The organism is Arthrobacter sp. MMS24-T111 (assembly GCF_054888995.1).
In genome coordinates this window covers 3,456,843-3,474,079 of record NZ_JBTZRO010000001.1, presented here as the reverse complement: position 1 = coordinate 3,474,079, position 17,237 = coordinate 3,456,843, and the positions used below count along the sequence as shown (strand labels likewise).

Annotated in this window: 14 protein-coding genes; 2 read left to right on the top strand and 12 right to left on the bottom strand. The window is 62.0% G+C overall.

Going from position 1 to position 17,237, the window contains the following annotated elements; all coding sequences use genetic code 11:
* Nucleotides 1-149: 149 nt before the first annotated feature.
* Complete coding sequence (locus ACX5I6_RS16315) at nt 150-413, top strand: hypothetical protein (protein WP_461841157.1); 264 nt, start codon at nt 150-152, stop codon at nt 411-413.
* Between the two features lie 74 nt (nt 414-487).
* Here the strand turns inward: ACX5I6_RS16315 and ACX5I6_RS16310 are convergent, their stop codons facing one another.
* The 12 genes from ACX5I6_RS16310 to ACX5I6_RS16255 form a co-directional block, all read right to left on the bottom strand.
* A complete protein-coding gene (locus tag ACX5I6_RS16310; protein WP_461841156.1) occupies nt 488-1,516 on the bottom strand; it encodes a serine hydrolase domain-containing protein in 1,029 nt (342 codons plus the stop codon).
* A 774-nt stretch (nt 1,517-2,290) separates the two neighbouring features.
* Complete coding sequence (locus tag ACX5I6_RS16305) at nt 2,291-3,226, bottom strand: carbohydrate kinase family protein (protein WP_461841155.1); 936 nt, start codon at nt 3,224-3,226, stop codon at nt 2,291-2,293.
* A 3-nt stretch (nt 3,227-3,229) separates the two neighbouring features.
* Nucleotides 3,230-4,723, bottom strand: coding sequence for a glycoside hydrolase family 32 protein (locus tag ACX5I6_RS16300; RefSeq protein ID WP_461841154.1), 1,494 nt, complete (start codon nt 4,721-4,723; stop codon nt 3,230-3,232).
* 92 nt (nt 4,724-4,815) lie between these two features.
* Complete coding sequence (locus ACX5I6_RS16295; protein ID WP_461841153.1) at nt 4,816-6,426, bottom strand: ABC transporter substrate-binding protein; 1,611 nt, start codon at nt 6,424-6,426, stop codon at nt 4,816-4,818.
* Between the two features lie 81 nt (nt 6,427-6,507).
* A complete protein-coding gene (locus tag ACX5I6_RS16290; protein ID WP_461841152.1) occupies nt 6,508-7,488 on the bottom strand; it encodes a carbohydrate ABC transporter permease in 981 nt (326 codons plus the stop codon).
* 7 nt (nt 7,489-7,495) lie between these two features.
* Nucleotides 7,496-8,305 (bottom strand): ABC transporter permease, encoded by an 810-nt coding sequence (locus ACX5I6_RS16285; protein WP_461841151.1) that lies wholly within the window; start codon nt 8,303-8,305, stop codon nt 7,496-7,498.
* Nucleotides 8,306-8,472: 167 nt separating this feature from the next.
* Nucleotides 8,473-9,516 (bottom strand): LacI family DNA-binding transcriptional regulator, encoded by a 1,044-nt coding sequence (locus ACX5I6_RS16280; protein WP_235509766.1) that lies wholly within the window; start codon nt 9,514-9,516, stop codon nt 8,473-8,475.
* Between the two features lie 165 nt (nt 9,517-9,681).
* Nucleotides 9,682-9,924 (bottom strand): hypothetical protein, encoded by a 243-nt coding sequence (locus ACX5I6_RS16275; protein WP_461841150.1) that lies wholly within the window; start codon nt 9,922-9,924, stop codon nt 9,682-9,684.
* A gap of 165 nt (nt 9,925-10,089) precedes the next feature.
* Nucleotides 10,090-10,893 (bottom strand): low temperature requirement protein A, encoded by an 804-nt coding sequence (locus tag ACX5I6_RS16270; protein WP_461841149.1) that lies wholly within the window; start codon nt 10,891-10,893, stop codon nt 10,090-10,092.
* Between the two features lie 1,138 nt (nt 10,894-12,031).
* Nucleotides 12,032-12,688, bottom strand: a complete 657-nt coding sequence (locus ACX5I6_RS16265) for a 3'-5' exonuclease (RefSeq protein WP_461841148.1) — start codon at nt 12,686-12,688, stop codon at nt 12,032-12,034.
* 103 nt (nt 12,689-12,791) lie between these two features.
* Nucleotides 12,792-14,243: a UvrD-helicase domain-containing protein gene (locus ACX5I6_RS16260; RefSeq protein WP_461841147.1), complete on the bottom strand. Its 1,452-nt coding sequence runs from the start codon at nt 14,241-14,243 to the stop codon at nt 12,792-12,794.
* A 764-nt stretch (nt 14,244-15,007) separates the two neighbouring features.
* Nucleotides 15,008-15,646 (bottom strand): nuclease-related domain-containing protein, encoded by a 639-nt coding sequence (locus tag ACX5I6_RS16255; RefSeq protein ID WP_461841146.1) that lies wholly within the window; start codon nt 15,644-15,646, stop codon nt 15,008-15,010.
* Between the two features lie 1,172 nt (nt 15,647-16,818).
* Between ACX5I6_RS16255 and ACX5I6_RS16250 the strand changes: the two genes are divergently transcribed.
* Nucleotides 16,819-17,229, top strand: coding sequence for an EAL domain-containing protein (locus ACX5I6_RS16250; RefSeq protein ID WP_461841145.1), 411 nt, complete (start codon nt 16,819-16,821; stop codon nt 17,227-17,229).
* The last annotated feature ends 8 nt before the right edge of the window (nt 17,230-17,237 follow it).

The window sequence follows — 17,237 nt, the reverse complement described above, 5'->3', positions numbered from 1 at the left end:
CGCACCGTCGGTGGAGGCAATTTCAGCCATTGGGCAGGAGGATAGAGCCGGCCACGGTTCGGGCGCGGGCCACGTGTCCGGCACCACTGGCCCGGACAGCCCAGGCATGCTTATAGTGCTCTCTTGCCCATTTTCAGGAGGAGACCGCCATGGCCGCTGAGGACTACTTCGTGCACCGGCACCGGGACACCGTCATCCCGGATGACCACCTCAAGGTGTGGAAGCCCATCCACACCTCGGATGCCTGCATCCAGATCGATCAGGCCAACGGCGTCAGCGCCTCGGTGGAGTACCGGGCCGAGCATGCGCCAGCCTTGGCCCGGGCGATCCTTGAAGCGGTCGGCCTGGACCCGCAGACCGTCTTCCGCGGCGAGCTTCCGGAGCTGCCAACTCCGTACGCTTCCCGCCCCTAGAGTCGCCGCCCGTTGGCGAGCCAGATGCCCTCCCTGCCGCCACCCGGGGGATGATCCTCGTTCAGCTGATTCTTTCATTGAACGGGAGTGCAGAGCCGATCAAGGGTCTCATTGAGCGTCGACTCAATTTGGCCATTGAGGAGATCACGCTTGTCCGCAGTGGACGGATCCTCAAATCCGGAGGGCATTGGTGGCACTGTAACTGTCATGGCTGCCTGGTATCGCCCGTCTGCGCTGCTCACGGCTACCGTCTGGTAGTCATCGAACGAGCCCAGGCCCTCGTGTCTCGACTCTTTCGAGCATCCGTCCGCGTGCTCCCAGACGCCCAGCCCGTACGGGCCAAAGCCGGGGCTGGTTTTCATCTCCTTCAGCGAGGTCGGAGAGACCGCCCGCCCCTGGAAGATGCCAGCCATGAGGAGGTTCAGGTCTTCCATGGTCGATACCGCGCCACCAGCCGGGTTGCCGACAGTGAAGGTGTTGTCTGTGGTGTCGATGCGTTCTCCGCGGAGGGTCACGTAACCGTGCAGTAGCCCGTTCTCGTGAGGGTCGAGATGGTCAAGACTGGTGTGCTTCAGGCCGAGGGGGTCAAAGACCTCCTCCTGCATGACCTGGACGAAGGGCTTGTGCCGCAGTGTCTGGACGAGGAGGCCAAGGGCAAGGTAATTGGTGTTCGAATACTTGAAGGTCCCGACACTGGCCGGGGTCCAGGGGAGGGTGCCTGCCAGCTCCAGGCCTCGCTCCATGGTGAGTGTCTGTGACAGCACGGGGCGGAAGTCGACATCCTTGGGCAGGGCATCGTTGACCTCGGGGATCCCCGATGTGTGGCTGAGCAGTTGCCTCACGGTGACGGGGCCCGGGGGTTTGAGCGCGGATGTGAACCCAGGAATGATGTCGTTGACGGGATCGTCGAGTCCGATGAGGTGGTCGTCCACGAGTTTCAGCACGGTCACGGCTGTCATCGTTTTGGTGACGCTGGCGACCTCGGCCCGATCCGTGGGCTGAGCCGGGGTCCTGGACTCGAGGTCACGCACGCCGTAGGCCTTGGACCACTCGCCCTCGGGCCAGCGGACTTGTACGACGGTGGCTACGGCGCCCTCATTCATGAACAACTGGATCTGATTTTCCAGGGAAGCGAAGGGACTGGGGGAGCTTGACGAGGGCTTTGGCTCATCCGGGGAATAAGTGCAGCCGGACAGAACGAGGAGCAAGCCGAGGGCCGCCGGCATCCAATCATGATTCTTCGTGCGCATTTTCCGCATCCAGTCGGGACGAGGTTAGAGGTCAGGGCCGTCTGCGGCACCAGGCCCGGCCAGACCCCGATGGCACCGTCGCCCAGCCCCTCAATTTTATGACTGGCACTCGTGGTGGGGAAGTCGTTGCCTCCAACCTGCCAGCTCAGATTGTCCTTTGCTGATCCTTGCTCCTAAGAAGCGCCAGCATTTTTTGGTTTCACTCTGACTGCGCGAGGGCCATCATTGGATTGCCGGAGTGGCTGCTGCAGCGATTGGAGAAGGCCGTGCTACCGAAGCCCCTGCCGGGTCCAGTCGACCACGAGTTGTTGGCCGCGCCTTCGCTGGCCGGATAGCGCTCGGCCGGAGGCGTAGATTGTCCTCAAATTGGGCCGGTGCTTGCTGGACAAACACCGGGACGAGGTATCACTGGGTGAATTGACGACGGAGATGGCTGGCGGCAGGGAGTTGGACGAGCTTTCCCACGAACTGCGGACGCCGGCAGAATAGATCCATGCGGGTGACTGGCGGTGGTGCCGCCACGAAGAACACGACGTGCGGGCCACCGGCCTGACGGCTGAACCTTCCGCCAGCCGCGGATGTACTCAGAACATCAACCTTGAGGCCAGTGTTCGCGGATGGCTTGAGCTAAGCCGTGATGCCGTCCTGCTGCAGCCGTGCCGACAGTTCGTCGGCGGTAGGCGGCACTGCGCCTTTTCGGCTGACCGTGATTGCGGCTGCGGCGGCAGCCGTTCGGCCGAGTGTTGCCTGGGCCTGGGGCGCCAGCCCGTGTGTTCCGCGCGCGAGTAGCCCGTATATCAGGGCGGCCATGTATGAGTCTCCTGCTCCGACGGTGTCGACGACCTGCGTGGGGAACGCCGGTACGTGCACACTGCCGTGAGGAGTCATCAGGAGTGATCCGTCTGCACCCAGTGTGGTGACGAGCAGCCCGGGTCCGAGGCGAAGGATTTTCTCGCCAACCTCCTCCACCGTCAATTTTGGGTAGAGCCAGGCGGCGTCCTCGTTGCTGAGTTTGATGACGTTTGCAAATGCCGTCAGATCCTCGAACGTCGACCGTGCCTCCCATACGGAGCCCAGCAGAGCCGGCCTGATGTTTGGGTCGTAAGTGATAAGACACCGACGATGAGCCTGTGCAACGAGTTCCCTCACCACCAGGGCTCCGGGCGCCAGGAACGAAGCGAGGGATCCCGTGTGCAGGATTTGCGGCAGGATGGGCGCAGCGATCCGTAAGGGGGCCCAGCTGATATCGAACTGGTAGGACGCGGACCCATCGGCGGACAAAGTGGCGGTTGCGGTGGCCGTTGGGCTGTCGCGGTGTGCACCTGGCAGGAGTTCGACGCCGGCGCTGTTCAGGTGGGCGGCGATCGCGCGCCCCCGGGGATCTCGGCCAATCGACGTGTGGAAGCTGGTTTGGATCCCCAGGCGACCCAGCCCGTAGGCCACGTTTGCCGGTGAACCGCCGGGGTGTTCGGAGACTCCTTCCGGAGAGTTGACGACGTCTATCAGGGCCTCGCCGACCACAAGGACGTCAGGGCCGTGCGGTTGTTTGGAGCATGTGTTCATGTTTCAGGCGAGCGGCGTCAGCTGCAGGGAAGCGGCGGCTGTTCCGCCGGTCGAGTAGAGCGCCAGCGAGGTCGCGGAGGGGTCAGGGAAGATCAGTTCGGTCAGCGTCACGAGCCCGTCCTGCGCAAAGATCTCAACGGAGCAGTGGTCGATGAAGATCTGCAGGGAGTAGGTCCCATCGGGGCCCGGCTGGATTGGTGCGGTGCTGACGGAGGGGAAGGCGTCGTGGAATCCAGTGTCGCCGGAGTTGGTGCGGTCCACAAGGAGTTCGCCGGATACCGGACGGATGCCAATCCTGGTAGCGGCACCATCCTCGCCGCCCCTGACCGCAACGCCGTATTCTTCCGCTGTTCCCGGAGTGAAGGTGACCTGTATCTGCTGGACGGCCGTGCCGCCGTAGACCGCAACCGTCCCGTCCAGTTGCAGCTGCTGAGCGGAAGCGGGAACCGAATTGGTGGTGTATTCGGCGGCGGGTTGCTGGACCAGCCGCGGCTGTCCGTTGACGGAGGTGAGGGTGACGTCGCGGACGAGGCTCATGGGGCTGCGCCAGGGCGAGGTGGGGATGTGGTTGGCGTACTGCCAGTTGTTCATCCAGCCGATCATCAGCCGGCGGCCGTCCGGGACGTTGCTGAAGGAGACTGCTGCGTAGTAGTCCCGACCCCAGTCCAGCCACTGGTAGTCGGCTACGCGGCCCTCGTCCTGCATGCCCTCGGTGACCGTGGTTTCGGAGCGGAACGTGACGCCGTCGAACTGTCCTACGAAGTATTGCCCGGCGGACCCGCCGTTGGGGCCGCCGGGGTTCATGTTCACGGTCAGGACCCATCGGGTGTTCCCGGCGTCGCCGTCCAGGGGAAGTTCGAAGAGATCCGGGCATTCCCAGATGCCTCCCGTGCCGTTCGCGGGCCCGAAGGTGCTCAGGTACTCCCAGGTCTTCAGGTTGTCGGAACGGTAGAGGAGGACAGCGTAGTCGTGGGCTTCGACGGCGGCCATCACCCAGTAGCTGCCTGCGGGGCCTTCATAGCGGAAGACCTTGGGGTCGCGGAACGCGGGGGAGTCACGCGTGAGTACGGGGTTGCCGGCGTATTTGGTCCATGAGTAGCCGCCGTCTGTACTCCAGGCGAGGGACTGTGCCTGGATGCCGGGGTGGGCTGAGGCCGGCTTGTAGGCGCTGGTGTAAATGGCTACCAGCGGGGCGGCGCCGTCGTTGCCGAGCACGGAGGTGTTCCCGTGGTCCACCACGATGCTGCCGGAGAAGATCTCCTCAGTGTCATCGCATGGGATGGCCACCGGTTGCTCTTCCCAGTTCACCAGGTCTGTGGATGTTGCGTGTCCCCAGGACATGTTGCTGTGGACGTTCCCGAACGGGTTGTTCTGGTAGTAGAGGTGGTAGGTGCCTTCGTGGAAGACCAGGCCGTTGGGGTCGTTGAGCCAGGTGTCCCTGGCCGTGTAGTGCATGGCCGGGCGGAAGGTCTCAAGGGTGGACGTGACAGTGTTCATGGGTCTCTTTCGTGATGCCGCCGGCCGGGGCGGCGCAGGCTGGGTGCCGGGCGCGGAGTCCGCGCCCGGCACCGGGAGGGAAAGCCGGGGGCTTAGGAGTTGCTCTTGTACCGGTCGTAGGCCTGCTGGTAGACCTCGACCATCTTGTCCACTCCGATGTTCTTCAGCTGTGAGACGTAGCCGTCCCATTCGTTCTCAATGCCGCCGGAGACGATCCATTTGGCCGTTGACTGCTTGACGATGGTGGCGGCGTCGGACTCGATAGTGCTGATCTGCTGGATTTCCTCATTGGACAGCGGGACCGCCGGGTAGCCGTCGTTGGCGGCGAAGGGCTTGTAGTTCTCCTGGACCGTCTTCTGACGCTCGGCGGCGCGGGGTTCGGGCGCTACGACGTTTTTGAAGTTTTCAGCGGTGTTGGCTTTGGGACCGCCCGGGGCGACCTTTTGCCGACGTTCGCCTTCGCTGGTGCCCGCCGGTGCGGGGATCTGGGTGAGCAGCCCGGTGGCGGGGTCCTTTTGCAGGGTTTCGCCGATGGGTCCCCAGTTGGCCTGGGCAGACTGGATGGGGTCGTAGAGGTGGTCCGCCCAGCGGATGGTGGCGGCGGGGTACTTGTCCGCCCGCGTCACGGCGAAGGCGCCGCGCGCGATCTCCTGGTTATTGGACTGGCTGGCCCGGCGCTTGCCGTCCACTCCTTCCAGGACCGGCAGCAGCTTGTAGTCGGAGGCGCGGTCGGCGCCTACCATTTCCTTGATCTCCCACCAGGCGAATGACCCGAGGTTTTCCGTTCCGGCTTTGCCCTTGGCCAGGTAGGCCTTGTCGTCCTGGGAGAAGGATTCCGGATCGATCAGTCCTTCCTGGTACCACTGGTGCAGGGTCTGGAGCGCTTGCTTGTATCCGTCCTGGGTGGCGGTGTAAATGACCTTGCCGTCCTGGACGATCCTGTGGTCCATGTTGTCCGGAACACCGCCGAGTGCGGCGATCAGGTCCACGATGTCCCCACACCATGAGCCAGGCATGAAGCTCAGCGGGATCGTCTTGCCGGTCCCGGATGCTTCGCGGTTCTTGAAGGCAAGCAGGGCGTCGTGGAGTTCGTTGACGGTTTTGGGCATCGGGATGCCCAGCTTGTCCAGCCAGGCGGTGTTGATGGCCATTTCGTTGGGGAACTGGACCAAGCCGAGCTCCTCAATGGAGGGGAGGGAGTAGATGTGCCCGTCGGAGGAGGTGATGGCTGCCTTGATGTCGGGCCGGTCCGTGAGCAGCTTTGAGAGGTTGGGAGCGTTCTTCTCGATCAGTCCTTCCAGCGGGATGAGGGTTCCGCTGGCTGAGTACGTGGCGATTTCAGCGTCGGTCAGGCCGCTGTTGAAGAAGGCGTCGGGCAGGTCGCCGCTGGCAAGGATGAGGTTCTTCTTTTCCTTGAACACGGTTTCGGGAAGGTTCTGCCACTCGATGTGGACGTTGGTGTCCCTTTCCCATTGCTGCACCAGGGACATGGTGTTGTAGTCAGGGGCCAGTGCGGTTTTAGTTCCGGAGAACTTGAGGGTCAGGGTGTCCTTGACGATCGGAAGTCCTGACTGTTGGAAGCCGAAGTCCGCGGACGAATCCTTGATCTCCGTGGTGCCCTTGGAGTTTCCTGAGCAGGCGGTGAACAGCATCGTTCCTGCCATCAGGGCGCCGGCGACGGCGAGTTTGCGGCTGGTTGCCATGGGTTTTCCTTTGCTTGGGTGGAGGGGAGCAGCACGACGGCGGTGCGGGGCAACGGCGTCGGGCATTGGTTTTGAGGGGTGTCAGCTCTTGACGGCGCCGATCATGGTGCCCTTGGTGAAGTGCTTTTGCATGAACGGCAGGGCGATCATCAGCGGGAGGCTGGAGACCACGATCATGGCGTATTTGGTCAGTTCGGCGATCCGCTGGGCGGCGGCGTAGGACTGGATGTCCCCGCCGGTGGTGCCGGTGGAGGAGACGTCCGATTGGATCAGGATGTTGCGCAGGACCAGTTGCAGCGGGTACTTGGTGTCATCGTTGAGGAAGATCAGGGCGTCGAAAAACGAGTTCCAGTGGGCCACCACATGGACCATGATCATCAGCATGATGAGCGGCTTGGACAGCGGCAGGACCATCCTGAAGAAGAAGGTGAAGTCGTTGGCGCCGTCCATCTGGGCGGCTTCGCGGAGTTCGCCGGGAATGGTGTGTTCGAAAAACGAGCGGGCGATGATGAGGTTCCATACGCCCACCGCACCCGGCAGGACAACGGCCCACACTGTGTCGAGCATGCCCAGGTCGCGGACCACCAGGTACTTCGTGATGAGGCCGCCGTCGAAGAACATGGTGACCACAAAGAGCAGCATCAGGATCTTCCGGCCCGGCATGTCTTTCCGGGACAGGGCGTAGGCGCCGCACAGGATGGTGCTCACGCTGATGGCAGTCCCCAGCACGGTGTACACAAGGGTGTTGCCGAGGCCGTTCCAGATCCGGCTGTCGGCGAGTATGCGCTGGTAGCCTTCCAGCGTCACCCCGGAGGGGACCAGCCACACTTTGCCTTCATAGACGGCATTCGGGTCGCTGACGGAGGCGATGACGATGAAGTACAGCGGGTAGACCACCGCGATGATGGACAGGGTCAGGATGGTGATGGCCGTGATGTTGAAGGCTTTGTCGGCCCACTTTTCGCGGAAAGGGACGGGCCGCCCGGGGCCTGGATCGTGCGTTCCAGGCCTGATTCGCTGGGCAGCGGCCGGAGTGGCCACGGGTTCGGTATGGAGGGTCATAGCGGCATCACCAGAGGGTTGCTTGGTTGGCCCGGCGTGCTACCCAGTTGAAGGTCAGCAGCAACACGAGGTTGAGGACGGAATTGAACAGGCCAATGGCGGCCGAATAGCTGAACTGTGCCTGCTGCAGGCCCGCATGGTAGACGTACGTCTGGATGATTTCCGACGCCGGCAGGTTCAGGTTGGTCTGCATCAGCAGGGCCTTTTCGAAACCGACGTTGAGCAGGTTCCCGACGGCCAGGATGAACAGGACAGTGACCACGGGCATGATGCCCGGAAGGTCGATGTGGCGGATGCGCTGAAGTTTGGAGGCGCCGTCCACCTTGGCTGCGTCGTGCAGCGCAGGGTCGATGCCGGAGAGAGCAGCCAGGTAAACGATCATGGAGAAACCGGCGTTTTGCCAGACATCCGAGATCACATAGATCGGCCGGAACCACTCGGCCGAACCCATGAAGAAGATCGGCTCGCCGCCGGCCAGTTGGAGGGCGTTGTTGACCAGGCCCGACCGCGGCGACAGCAGCACGAACATCATTCCCACCACCACCACCGTGGAGATGAAAGCCGGCGAGTACAGCACCGTCTGCGTGAACTTCTTGAACCGTTCGCTCTGCAGCTGGTTGACCAGCAGGGCCAGGACAATCGGGATGGGGAAGGCCACTACAAGCCCGAGCACCGCAATCCAAAGCGTGTTCCCCACAACCTGGCCGAACTGGTATGAGTTCACGAACCTGATGAAGTGCTGGAGCCCCACCCACGGACTTCCCGTGAAGCCGTCAACCGGGTTGTAGTTGCGGAAGGCGATCTGCACTCCGTACATCGGCCAGTACTTGAAGACCGCGATATATATGAGGGCCGGGGTTAGTAATACGTATAACTGCCAGGACCTGGCGACTTTCTTCAGCCGCAGTGGCAGGGGAGTGCGGCGCGTTGGTCCAGCGGGTGGAGCCGGCGGCGCTGCCGGTGTGGATCGAGCCAGGATGCGGCTCATGGCTTCTCCTTGGGATGAGTCACTGAGTTTCTTTCGATCAGGGGGCAGGTGATGAATTCCACCTGGCCGTCGGGTTCGGCGCCTTGCAGGATGAGGTCCACGGCGCGGCGTCCCATCTCCACGAACGGCAGCTCAAGGGTGGTGAGGCCGGGCCGCAGGTGCGGGGCCAGGGTTTCCTGGTTGTCGAAGCCGATGATGGATAGGTCACGCGGAATCGAAAGGTGCAGTTCCTGGGCGGCCTGATAGGCGCCCCAGGCGGTACGGTCGTTGGCACAGAAGATGGCGGTGGGCGGCTCCGCAGCCGTAAGCAGCTCGATGGCGTGGGTGAAGCCATCCTCTTCGTTGCCCCTGCCGAAGCGCACCAGCTCCGGCTGAACGCCATGCCCCGCTTCGCTCATGGCCTGTGTGTAGCCCCGAAAGCGTCCGACGGCGGCGGGGAGTTCGCTTTCCAGGGTTTCGATGTTGATCATAGCCACCCGGGTATGGCCGGCGTCCAGGAGATGCCGGGTAGCCGTAAGGCCGCCCAATTCCTCGTCGGGAGCCACGCTGTGCAGGCGGAGCTTTCGGTCCTGGGAGTTCAGCACCACGGAAGGGACGTCCATCAGCGCCTCGGGAACGTCCAAGCGGCGGTGGTACATGCCCGCATACACCACGCCAGCCACCTTGTAGCTGAGCATGGAGTCCAGCGACGCTGCCTCGAGGGCCTTGTTTCCGCCGGTGTTCATAGTGAGCAGGAGCAGGCCGTCTTCCCATGCCCGTTCCTGCGCGCCCTCGATGATCTTCCCGGCAAAGGGAGCGGTGGCCACGGCATCCCCGAGGAATCCTATGATTCCAGAGACACCGTCACGCAAGGTTTTGGCATGGGCGTTGGTGCGGTACCCGAGCTTCTGGACGGCATCCTGCACCCGTTTCCGGGTGTCGTCCGAAAAACGCGATCCGGTGGCCGAATTCAGGACCAGGGAGACGGTTGCCTGCGAGACACCCGCTTCCGCCGCGACGTCGTGCATGGTGGGTCCTGAATGGGGGCGGGGTCGTGCCATGGGCACCTCCTTGGGCCGTTGGTTATTCGTATCAGTTATTCGTATAACTAGATTGCTGTAAACTGTAACCTGCGCCATATTGAGCCGTCAAGGGATGGGACTGCGGAATTCGGCAACTCATTCTTCTTGATGCTGGAGCTCGCCGTTGCTGGTGCCCTGCAGCACTTAGTGATCAACCGGTGCTGTCCGCGCGAGGTTCGCGAGTGATTGCTGTTGGTGCTTCCGGCCGGCGGCTTCGAAGCCCACGACCGAAACAGCCGGCGCGGCGGTGACGATCAGCAATGTCACTCCAATCGGCACACCTGCCGCGGATACCGTGGCGGCCAGAGCAAGGATGGCCGTGGTGGCGACGGACAGCCATGCGTGCAGTCCGTCGAATTCCTGCAGTATGTAGGTGTTGCCGGCCATCACGGCCAGGCAAAAGAGGCGACCGGGATGATCACGGTGAGTGTGGAGGCGAAGGCTCCAATCCCCGCGGCTCCCTCGATGGCGTAGGCGGCCACATGGAGGCCTGCGCCAATCGCAACGATGCTTGCATACAGGGCAAAATGCAGGTAGATGAAGGGTTGAAACTTACGGCGGAAACGCGAGAGGACCCAGCCATAGGGGGGTCACAAAGTACATCCACCACAGGCCGAAAGTCAGGCCGACTCCGGCGGTCACCACCGTGACGGCGTCGAAGCTCCATCCGGCGATTCCGACCAAGGCATTGACCGAGGCGATAGTTCCAAAGACACCTTCGCCAAGAGCAATGATTGCCAGCAGGCCAAAACGCTCTGCGATGTGGTGCGCATTCCACCCCACTTCGCCGCTGCGCTGTTCGACGAGGCGGGTTCCGGTAATTTCCAGCAGGAAAAGGATTATGGCCGCCAGGACAAACAAGGGGAGCGTCGGCCTGGTGATGGCAATCCCCAGCCATCCGGTCATTGAGGTGCCCACGAGGAGCGTGTGCTGGAGGGCTGAGCGCCGCTGCCCGCGGTCCTGGCGAGCTAGTCGGGTCCACTGCAGGAGCGTCGCGGCCCGCATGACGAGGTACCCGGCGATGATGACCCGGGGATCGATGGAATCGCCGCTTTCCAGAGTCCGAAAGAAGTCGGGCAGGCCCAATGCCAGGATCATCACACCGATCATCTGGATCATCGTGGCGAGGCGGTAGGCCCAGTCATCCACACCGAAAGCCGAGCCGAACCAGATGAAGCTTACCCAGACCGACGCGATGCCCGTAATGGCGTAGATGAACCCGCCCACGCCCAACGCTGCATGACCGGAGACTATGGCGTGGGTCAATTGGTCCGCCGCCTGTCCGAACGCTACGACGAATGCCAGGTCAAACAACAGCTCCAGGGGCCGTCGCGGTCCGGCGACTGGCTGGGTCACGGCGGCGCATGCTTACGAGGCTGCGCCGCCCTGGCCCCGTGTCTCCGGATTTCCACGGTGCTGCATCCCTCCCGTCATCCTGCCTGTCTATGTGTTTGGCGAGCCAAGGGAGGCAACGCAGACCCAGCCTGCACCCAGAAGCCTAACTGGATCGCATACGGCAAGGTCCATCGACAGCAGTTGTTGCCCCGGCAGGCCTCCGCCCACGAGTTTGGGTGCGGACTCGACACGAAACGCACACAAGAGCCGCGGCCACGACGGCACTGCGAATCCCGCCGGTGGCCCCAGTATCAGCTTGGCCGCCAGCAAACTGTCCCCTTCGGGGCCTAAGAAGCCATTCGCCCTGAACGCTAAAGCATTCATCCTTATCACTGGACGATCACCAAGCGGGAAGTGGTCTCCAGCTAAGGCCCGCCTCGGCGCGAGAATCCATCGGCGTTAGCGGGAAAATGCCGACTTTTAGCCCGCAGATTGCTTAAAGTCCCGTAATGGTGATTCCGTCAGTCTCAGCAGGGCGTCACAGGCCAAAAGTAAGAGTGTGGACATTGTCCACACTCTCGGCTCTGGATCGGGTATTACTGTCTTCGGATCGCTCCGAATTCTGCATGTTTTCGCGGGTTCCCAGTGTTTGCAAGGGCTGGAAGACGGTTCGAGTCGCACCTCGGGCACAGTGTTTCCGCAGTTCAGAGGCCTTTCGACTTCTTGCTGTTGACAAAGCTTGACTTTGATAAAGTCGCATGAGTCTTATATTGGCATATCCGGCTGAACGTGGAACATCGCCGCGAACGGGGTCATCAACGCCCCGGCTGTCCTGAGTGAAGCGGAGGCGCTGAGAGATCTATCCAGCTCCCTCGGGCCCCAGTTGCCCTGGCAAGGACCTGCAGCCAGTGGGAGACGGTGTCAGCCCTAAGACTGGACCCCCGACGCGATCTGGCTCCGTATTTGACCGCCGTCTGGACAGCGGCAACGACCTGCCCACAGCACTCCATGCTCCGGCGCTCATCCGGAAGAGACTTGGGAGGTAACGCTGGTGGAGCGGTCATTCCCGGACCTCAGTGTTGCGCGCGTATCCGGTTCGTGCCCACCCCGGTCCGTGCGGGCCTGTCGGGCCGAGCAGGACCTTGGTTCCACAGTTTCGTCAGTTTGGAAAAGCTCCGCCCATGCCTGTGTTTTTCGGCCGTGGTTGTGCCGCGGGGCTGTTGGTCATTTTGGCGTAGGTGGCGGTGTTCATGGTGCCTGTGCAGGCGGGATATTCGCTGCAGCCGTAGAAGGTGCCGTATTTGCCGGAGCGTTGGGTCATGAATCCGTTGCCGCATGTGGGGCAGATGACCGTTTGTATTGGTTGTCCGGTTTGGTTTTGCAGTGTGAGGCCGTGATCCTTTATCAGTTCTTTGATGAAGGGGGATTCGTGGCCCTCGACGGTGAGGAGCAACACTGATCGTCTGGCCCGTGTGAGGGCGACGTAGAAGAGGCGCCGTTCCTCGGCCAGGGGATAAGTGTCGCCGTCGGGCATCGCGAGTTCGAGTACGGGGTCATCGATGATGGTGCTGGGGAACCCATATCTGCCTTTGGTCATTCCAAGGATCACGATGTAGTCAGCTTCGAGGCCTTTTGCGCCGTGGACGGTGTTGATCTGTATGTTCAGGTGATCCCAACTGTTTCCGTAGCCGGCGGGGATGCTGTTGAGCAGGTGACGGTATCGGGCGAGGATACGGACGCGAACTTTGCCTTTGGCCCCGGCCGGCACGGCACCGGCGCGCACCTCGCGGTTCAGTTGTTCCAAATAGGTGTTCACGGCGCCGGCGAATCTATCCGCGCTGTTGGCGAACCGGTTGGTGTTGCTGACGGCGATGATTCTGACCGGAGTTCCGATTTCCGGGGTCAGGGATTTGACCTTTTTAGGGAGTTGTTGGGGATTTTTTTTGAATGAAGGCGCTGGAGATGTCACTGATGCTTTGCGGGGACCGGAAGGTTCTCTCCAGGCGCAGGGTCTGACCGGGGCCGAACCAGCGGTGAAAGTCCGTCATCACGGACAGGTCCGCGCCGGCGAACCTGTTGATGCTTTGCCAGTCATCGCCGACCGCGAACAGGTACCTGTCGGACTGATTGACCAGGGCCCGCACCAGCCGTGCCCGGGCGTGGCTGGCGTCTTGCATTTCATCGACCATGACCAGTGCGTATCCGCTGTCCCACCGGCCGGCTTCGATATGGTCGGCGGCGTGGTTGAGCATGTCCTCGAAATCGATGTAGTTCTCCGCCGTGAGTTCCTGCTGCCATTTTTTTCGGATTGACGCGAACAGGGTCAGGAAGATCGAATGCCGGAACCGGTTCCGGAGTCCGGGCCGGGATTTCAGACTGTCCCGGAGGGCTGCGTCGTCGAGCCGGTTGCTCTTCGCGTGGATCAGGAAGGTCCGGAACGTCCGTACGAGTTCCGCGTTCTCGATTACCTGGCGCCCGGGGATGTGACGGTCGGGGTTGGGGTCGAGGGTGAGGCCGCGGTTGGTGAGTTCCCTTTCCAGGTAGCTGAACGCAGTTCCGTCCCATGTTCCTGCCGTGGTGGTCTCCAGCAGGGTGGTCCCGTACTGCTGGTGGGTTGCGCGTTTCCAAGTGACCCCGTCGAGGTACCCTTCGAATCCGGTGCGGGGCGCCTGGCCGTGTGCATCCAAGGCGAAGTGCTCGTGGTAGGTGTCAATGTCGGGGTAGTAGAAGTCTGGGCAGTATTGCCGGTGTTCAGCGTCGGTGGTGTCGTGCTCGTACCGTGCTTCATAGCGGTACTGGACCCCGTTGTAGAACAGCCAGTCAGCAATCATCCGTTCGCCGTGGCTTTTGACGGTTTCGCCCTGCAGGGTCCGAAGCGCCGGGGCGTTCGTTGCGGTCTCCCAGAGGTTTGGATCGTCCTGTTCCTGCCCGAATTCGGGCAGGTCACTGCCGAGAACGATGCGGAAAAGGTCCCACAATGTTCGGAACCCGGGCTCGGTATCCCTGAGGCCGTCAACCAGGCGCATCAAGTGATCGTGGTCCTGTCCATTCTCCAGCCACGGGGCCAGGGCAGGTTTACGGCCGGTGGCCTTCCCGATGACTTCCAGTCCGAATGCGTGGAAGGTGCGGGTGGCGACCTTCTCCCCGTCGAGCTCCAGGGGCTGCAGTCGGTCCTTGATCCGTTGTTTGAGTTCTTCGGCGGCGTCTTTGTTGAAGGCCAGCAGCAGGATTTTCTCCGCCGGTACGAGGTTTCGGTGCAGGGCGTAGGCGGTTTTGGCGACCATGGTGGAGGTCTTCCCGGAACCGGCGGAGGCGATGACCTGCACGCGGTTGTCGAAACAAATGACGGCGCGGGCCTGCTCCCGGGTCAAGGGTGAACGCTCAACCCGGTCAAACAAGTCAGCACAGGATTCCAGCTCGGAACTCAGGTGATCTGCGTTTAACCCTGCAATGTATTGTTCGAGGTTACTGCTCCATAACCGGATTGCTTTCTGGGCAGTGTTGTCGAGAGCGGCAATGTGGCCGGCCAAGTGGGGTTGGCGCAGAAGCTCCCCGAGCCTATCTCCGGGTTTCGTTTCTTCCCACCGCAGGCGAAAGTCCCGGCTAAGCCATCGCCGTCCCGCCGCGGAGGCAAGGGCTGCATCGAAGAACCCTGCCGCCCAGGCCTTCACCTCAGCGACACCCAGCAGCAGTTCGATGGCGTCTCCGAGTTCACGGGCCGATCGGGAGGGAATGCCGCGCAGCACGACGCTTCGCCCCTCGCAAGGCACTACGAGCCTGGACCACAACACGCCTGGCAGCACTATCGGCGATGTCTGTGCCTCCGTGGCGACAGCAAACGACGCTCCGTCGTGGCGGACAGTCAGACAGTCATCACCAAGGGTGAGCTGCCAACTGCCAGAACCGGTCACGAGCTTCCCGAACCCCGACGGTCCCCACGTCGTCAACATCCGCCCCGCCCTCCCGGTAGTGTCGTTGCTGGTCCAGCTGAGAAGAGATGAACCGGGTTAAGAAGCTTGCTGCTGCTGGGCCAACAACTATTAAAAGCGTCCGCCACCAAGTATGGCAGCGCTATGGCACCTACCTGTCCGGGCAGTAAGTGGGATGTCGGTGGCGGACGCCGTCGACAAGGACGTCACGAGGATTTGAACCGCGAAGCTACCGACCCACGGACACCGGCGACGTCGACGTCGCCGCCGGTGTCTTCTGTAAGCAGTTTCGCCAGCCTTTTCGGCCAGAGAATGTGAATGCCACGCGTCGTGAAAGCACCCCCGATCAGGGGCCAGTCAGCATCAACGAAACACAGCACCCCTGTGACCGGCACATCCCCGACGAACTCGCGTATATGTCCGACCTGTTTGAGTACTCCATCGATCAGATTCGTGCAGTCCCGCCGGCCTACGAGGAGCATCTCGACGCGTGGTCGGAGGATTCCGCCCTCGATCTTCAGCTCGGGTCGCCCCTTGTACCGCTTGGCGTCGATCACCCAAATTCCACCACGAGTGATCGCGATGTGGTCGATGTTCGCCTTCGAGCCAGGGATACGGCGATCGTGGAGAACTGCGATGTCATCGGTGACCAGGGCATCCAGCCGGGCGCCCAGGCGTTCCTCACCGACCGCGCCTCGATCCCACGCTCTGGTGCTTTGCCGCTCGTCAGCGAGGGCCACTGCGATGCCACCGAAACGGCCCCACTTCTCACGGAGCCTTGCCTCATCCTTGGCCTTGCGGCGCTCATATTCACGTCGTGCGGACGACCCAGCTACTCCGGACACAGCGGATGACTGACCACGAGGTGGTTCGAGACCGCGCGGCATGGCGTCTGTAGCCTCGGTGGCACATTCCAAGCATCGGACGGTCTTGGTCTCCCTCTCATAGATCGCTTCTGTTCCAGCCGGAACAGGAGCGTGGCACGACCTGCATACCCCCGCGTACCGAAGCTTCATCTGCTTCATGAGGCTGCGCGGTGGATCATTGCGCTGGACCGAGCCAGCATGGTGACGACGGCCGTCGGACCGCAAATACGCTTTGCCACGCCGACGGACTGCTAACGGACCGCCCAGTCGTGGCCGCAGCTTTGGCAAATAGCTCTCTTCTGTGTCTTGAACTTTGTCTTTTCAGTGCCCTTTGATTTTTTCCAAACCAGGTTTGACATTCCAAGAGTTGAAAGTGCCGTCAAGCCTCGGGCCGCATTATTCGCATTTCCGCCAAGGCCGGTTCCGTGCTTTCGAGTGCCTCCCCCGACTGCAGCATTTCGACAGTGACATTGTCGCTGGTGCACTTGACACACTTCATTTGTGGGGCTCCCTCGGGATTAGGTTGATTTTCGCCGGAACAAGTCCCATTGGCGATGGATAAAGATGCTTTGCGACAAAAGTTACTTTAGTAGAGCCCGCGAGCGATCCGATGAAGAACCGATGAGTATTTCCGCAGATTTATCCAAGGTTTTGGTCAAGACCCATGTCGGTAAATGTCTGGCGGGTCTACGTCGGGGCATCACTGGTGGGGGTCGATCATTCGGCAAGCAGTATCTGGCTGGTCGCCACCCAGCCGAGCCCGGTGCGGAACACCAGACCGGTTACCGCCGAGGGGTGCATGGCCCGAGGCTAGGACCGCGCCGTCTTCACAGCCGGAATTCGCACCAGAGAGGGTAATGGTCGGAGATCCGCCGCGGAATCGCCCAACAATCAGAACCGCGGGTGGATTTCTTGCGCGGATTCAGGTGGCCTGGAGAAGGGTGGCACCACACTAGCTGCTCGCCGCAAGCATTCAGCGGGTTCTCGTGAGCCGGACCTTCCAGAGTTCGCGCGATTCCACCGGAATCTGGCTCCAAGCAGTGTCCGTCGCCAGCGGCACAGGAAAGATGTTCAATGGGGTGGCAATGATACTTCCGTGGCACTAAGAAAGTGCGCCCTTCCCCTTAAACCGCCACTCCTTGAAGACATCCTTGACCTTTCGCCAAATCAGCTTTGGCCTGGCCCTCGGCCTTCAGGCACTCATCGCCCGTGACGCTGCCGGCAGCCTCCTGCCCTTGCCGCCGGCTTTCTCGCAGCGTTGTCAATCTTGTCGCCCGGTCCCGTGGTGCCTTCGGCCCGACATTATCAAGGTCGACCGCACGTTTATTGATGAGGTAGTGCAGGGTCCGGACCCGGATGAGCCGGCCGTGGTGAGCCTGGCACGGGAGGTGGGTGCACTCCTGGTGGCCGAAGGCATTGAAACCGAGACTGAGCTGACCGCGGTAATCGCCGCGGGCGTGACTGCGGGCCAGGGGTTCCTCATGGGGAGGCCGTCGGTGCATCCGCTGGATTGGTCGCCCTGGGTGATCCAACCGACCGCGGTTTCGACGGTTGAGCCATAGCCCCTGCG

Excerpts from the sequence above, each read along its gene's own strand:
- ACX5I6_RS16315 (WP_461841157.1), top strand. The coding sequence starts at position 150 with ATGGCCGCTGAGGACTACTTCGTGCACCGGCACCGGGACACCGTCATC.
- ACX5I6_RS16310 (WP_461841156.1), bottom strand. The coding sequence starts at position 1,516 with ATGAATGAGGGCGCCGTAGCCACCGTCGTACAAGTCCGCTGGCCCGAG.
- ACX5I6_RS16305 (WP_461841155.1), bottom strand. The coding sequence starts at position 3,226 with ATGAACACATGCTCCAAACAACCGCACGGCCCTGACGTCCTTGTGGTC.
- ACX5I6_RS16300 (WP_461841154.1), bottom strand. The coding sequence starts at position 4,723 with ATGAACACTGTCACGTCCACCCTTGAGACCTTCCGCCCGGCCATGCAC.
- ACX5I6_RS16295 (WP_461841153.1), bottom strand. The coding sequence starts at position 6,426 with ATGGCAACCAGCCGCAAACTCGCCGTCGCCGGCGCCCTGATGGCAGGA.
- ACX5I6_RS16290 (WP_461841152.1), bottom strand. The coding sequence starts at position 7,488 with ATGACCCTCCATACCGAACCCGTGGCCACTCCGGCCGCTGCCCAGCGA.
- ACX5I6_RS16285 (WP_461841151.1), bottom strand. The coding sequence starts at position 8,305 with ATGTACGGAGTGCAGATCGCCTTCCGCAACTACAACCCGGTTGACGGC.
- ACX5I6_RS16280 (WP_235509766.1), bottom strand. The coding sequence starts at position 9,516 with ATGGCACGACCCCGCCCCCATTCAGGACCCACCATGCACGACGTCGCG.
- ACX5I6_RS16275 (WP_461841150.1), bottom strand. The coding sequence starts at position 9,924 with ATGGCCGGCAACACCTACATACTGCAGGAATTCGACGGACTGCACGCA.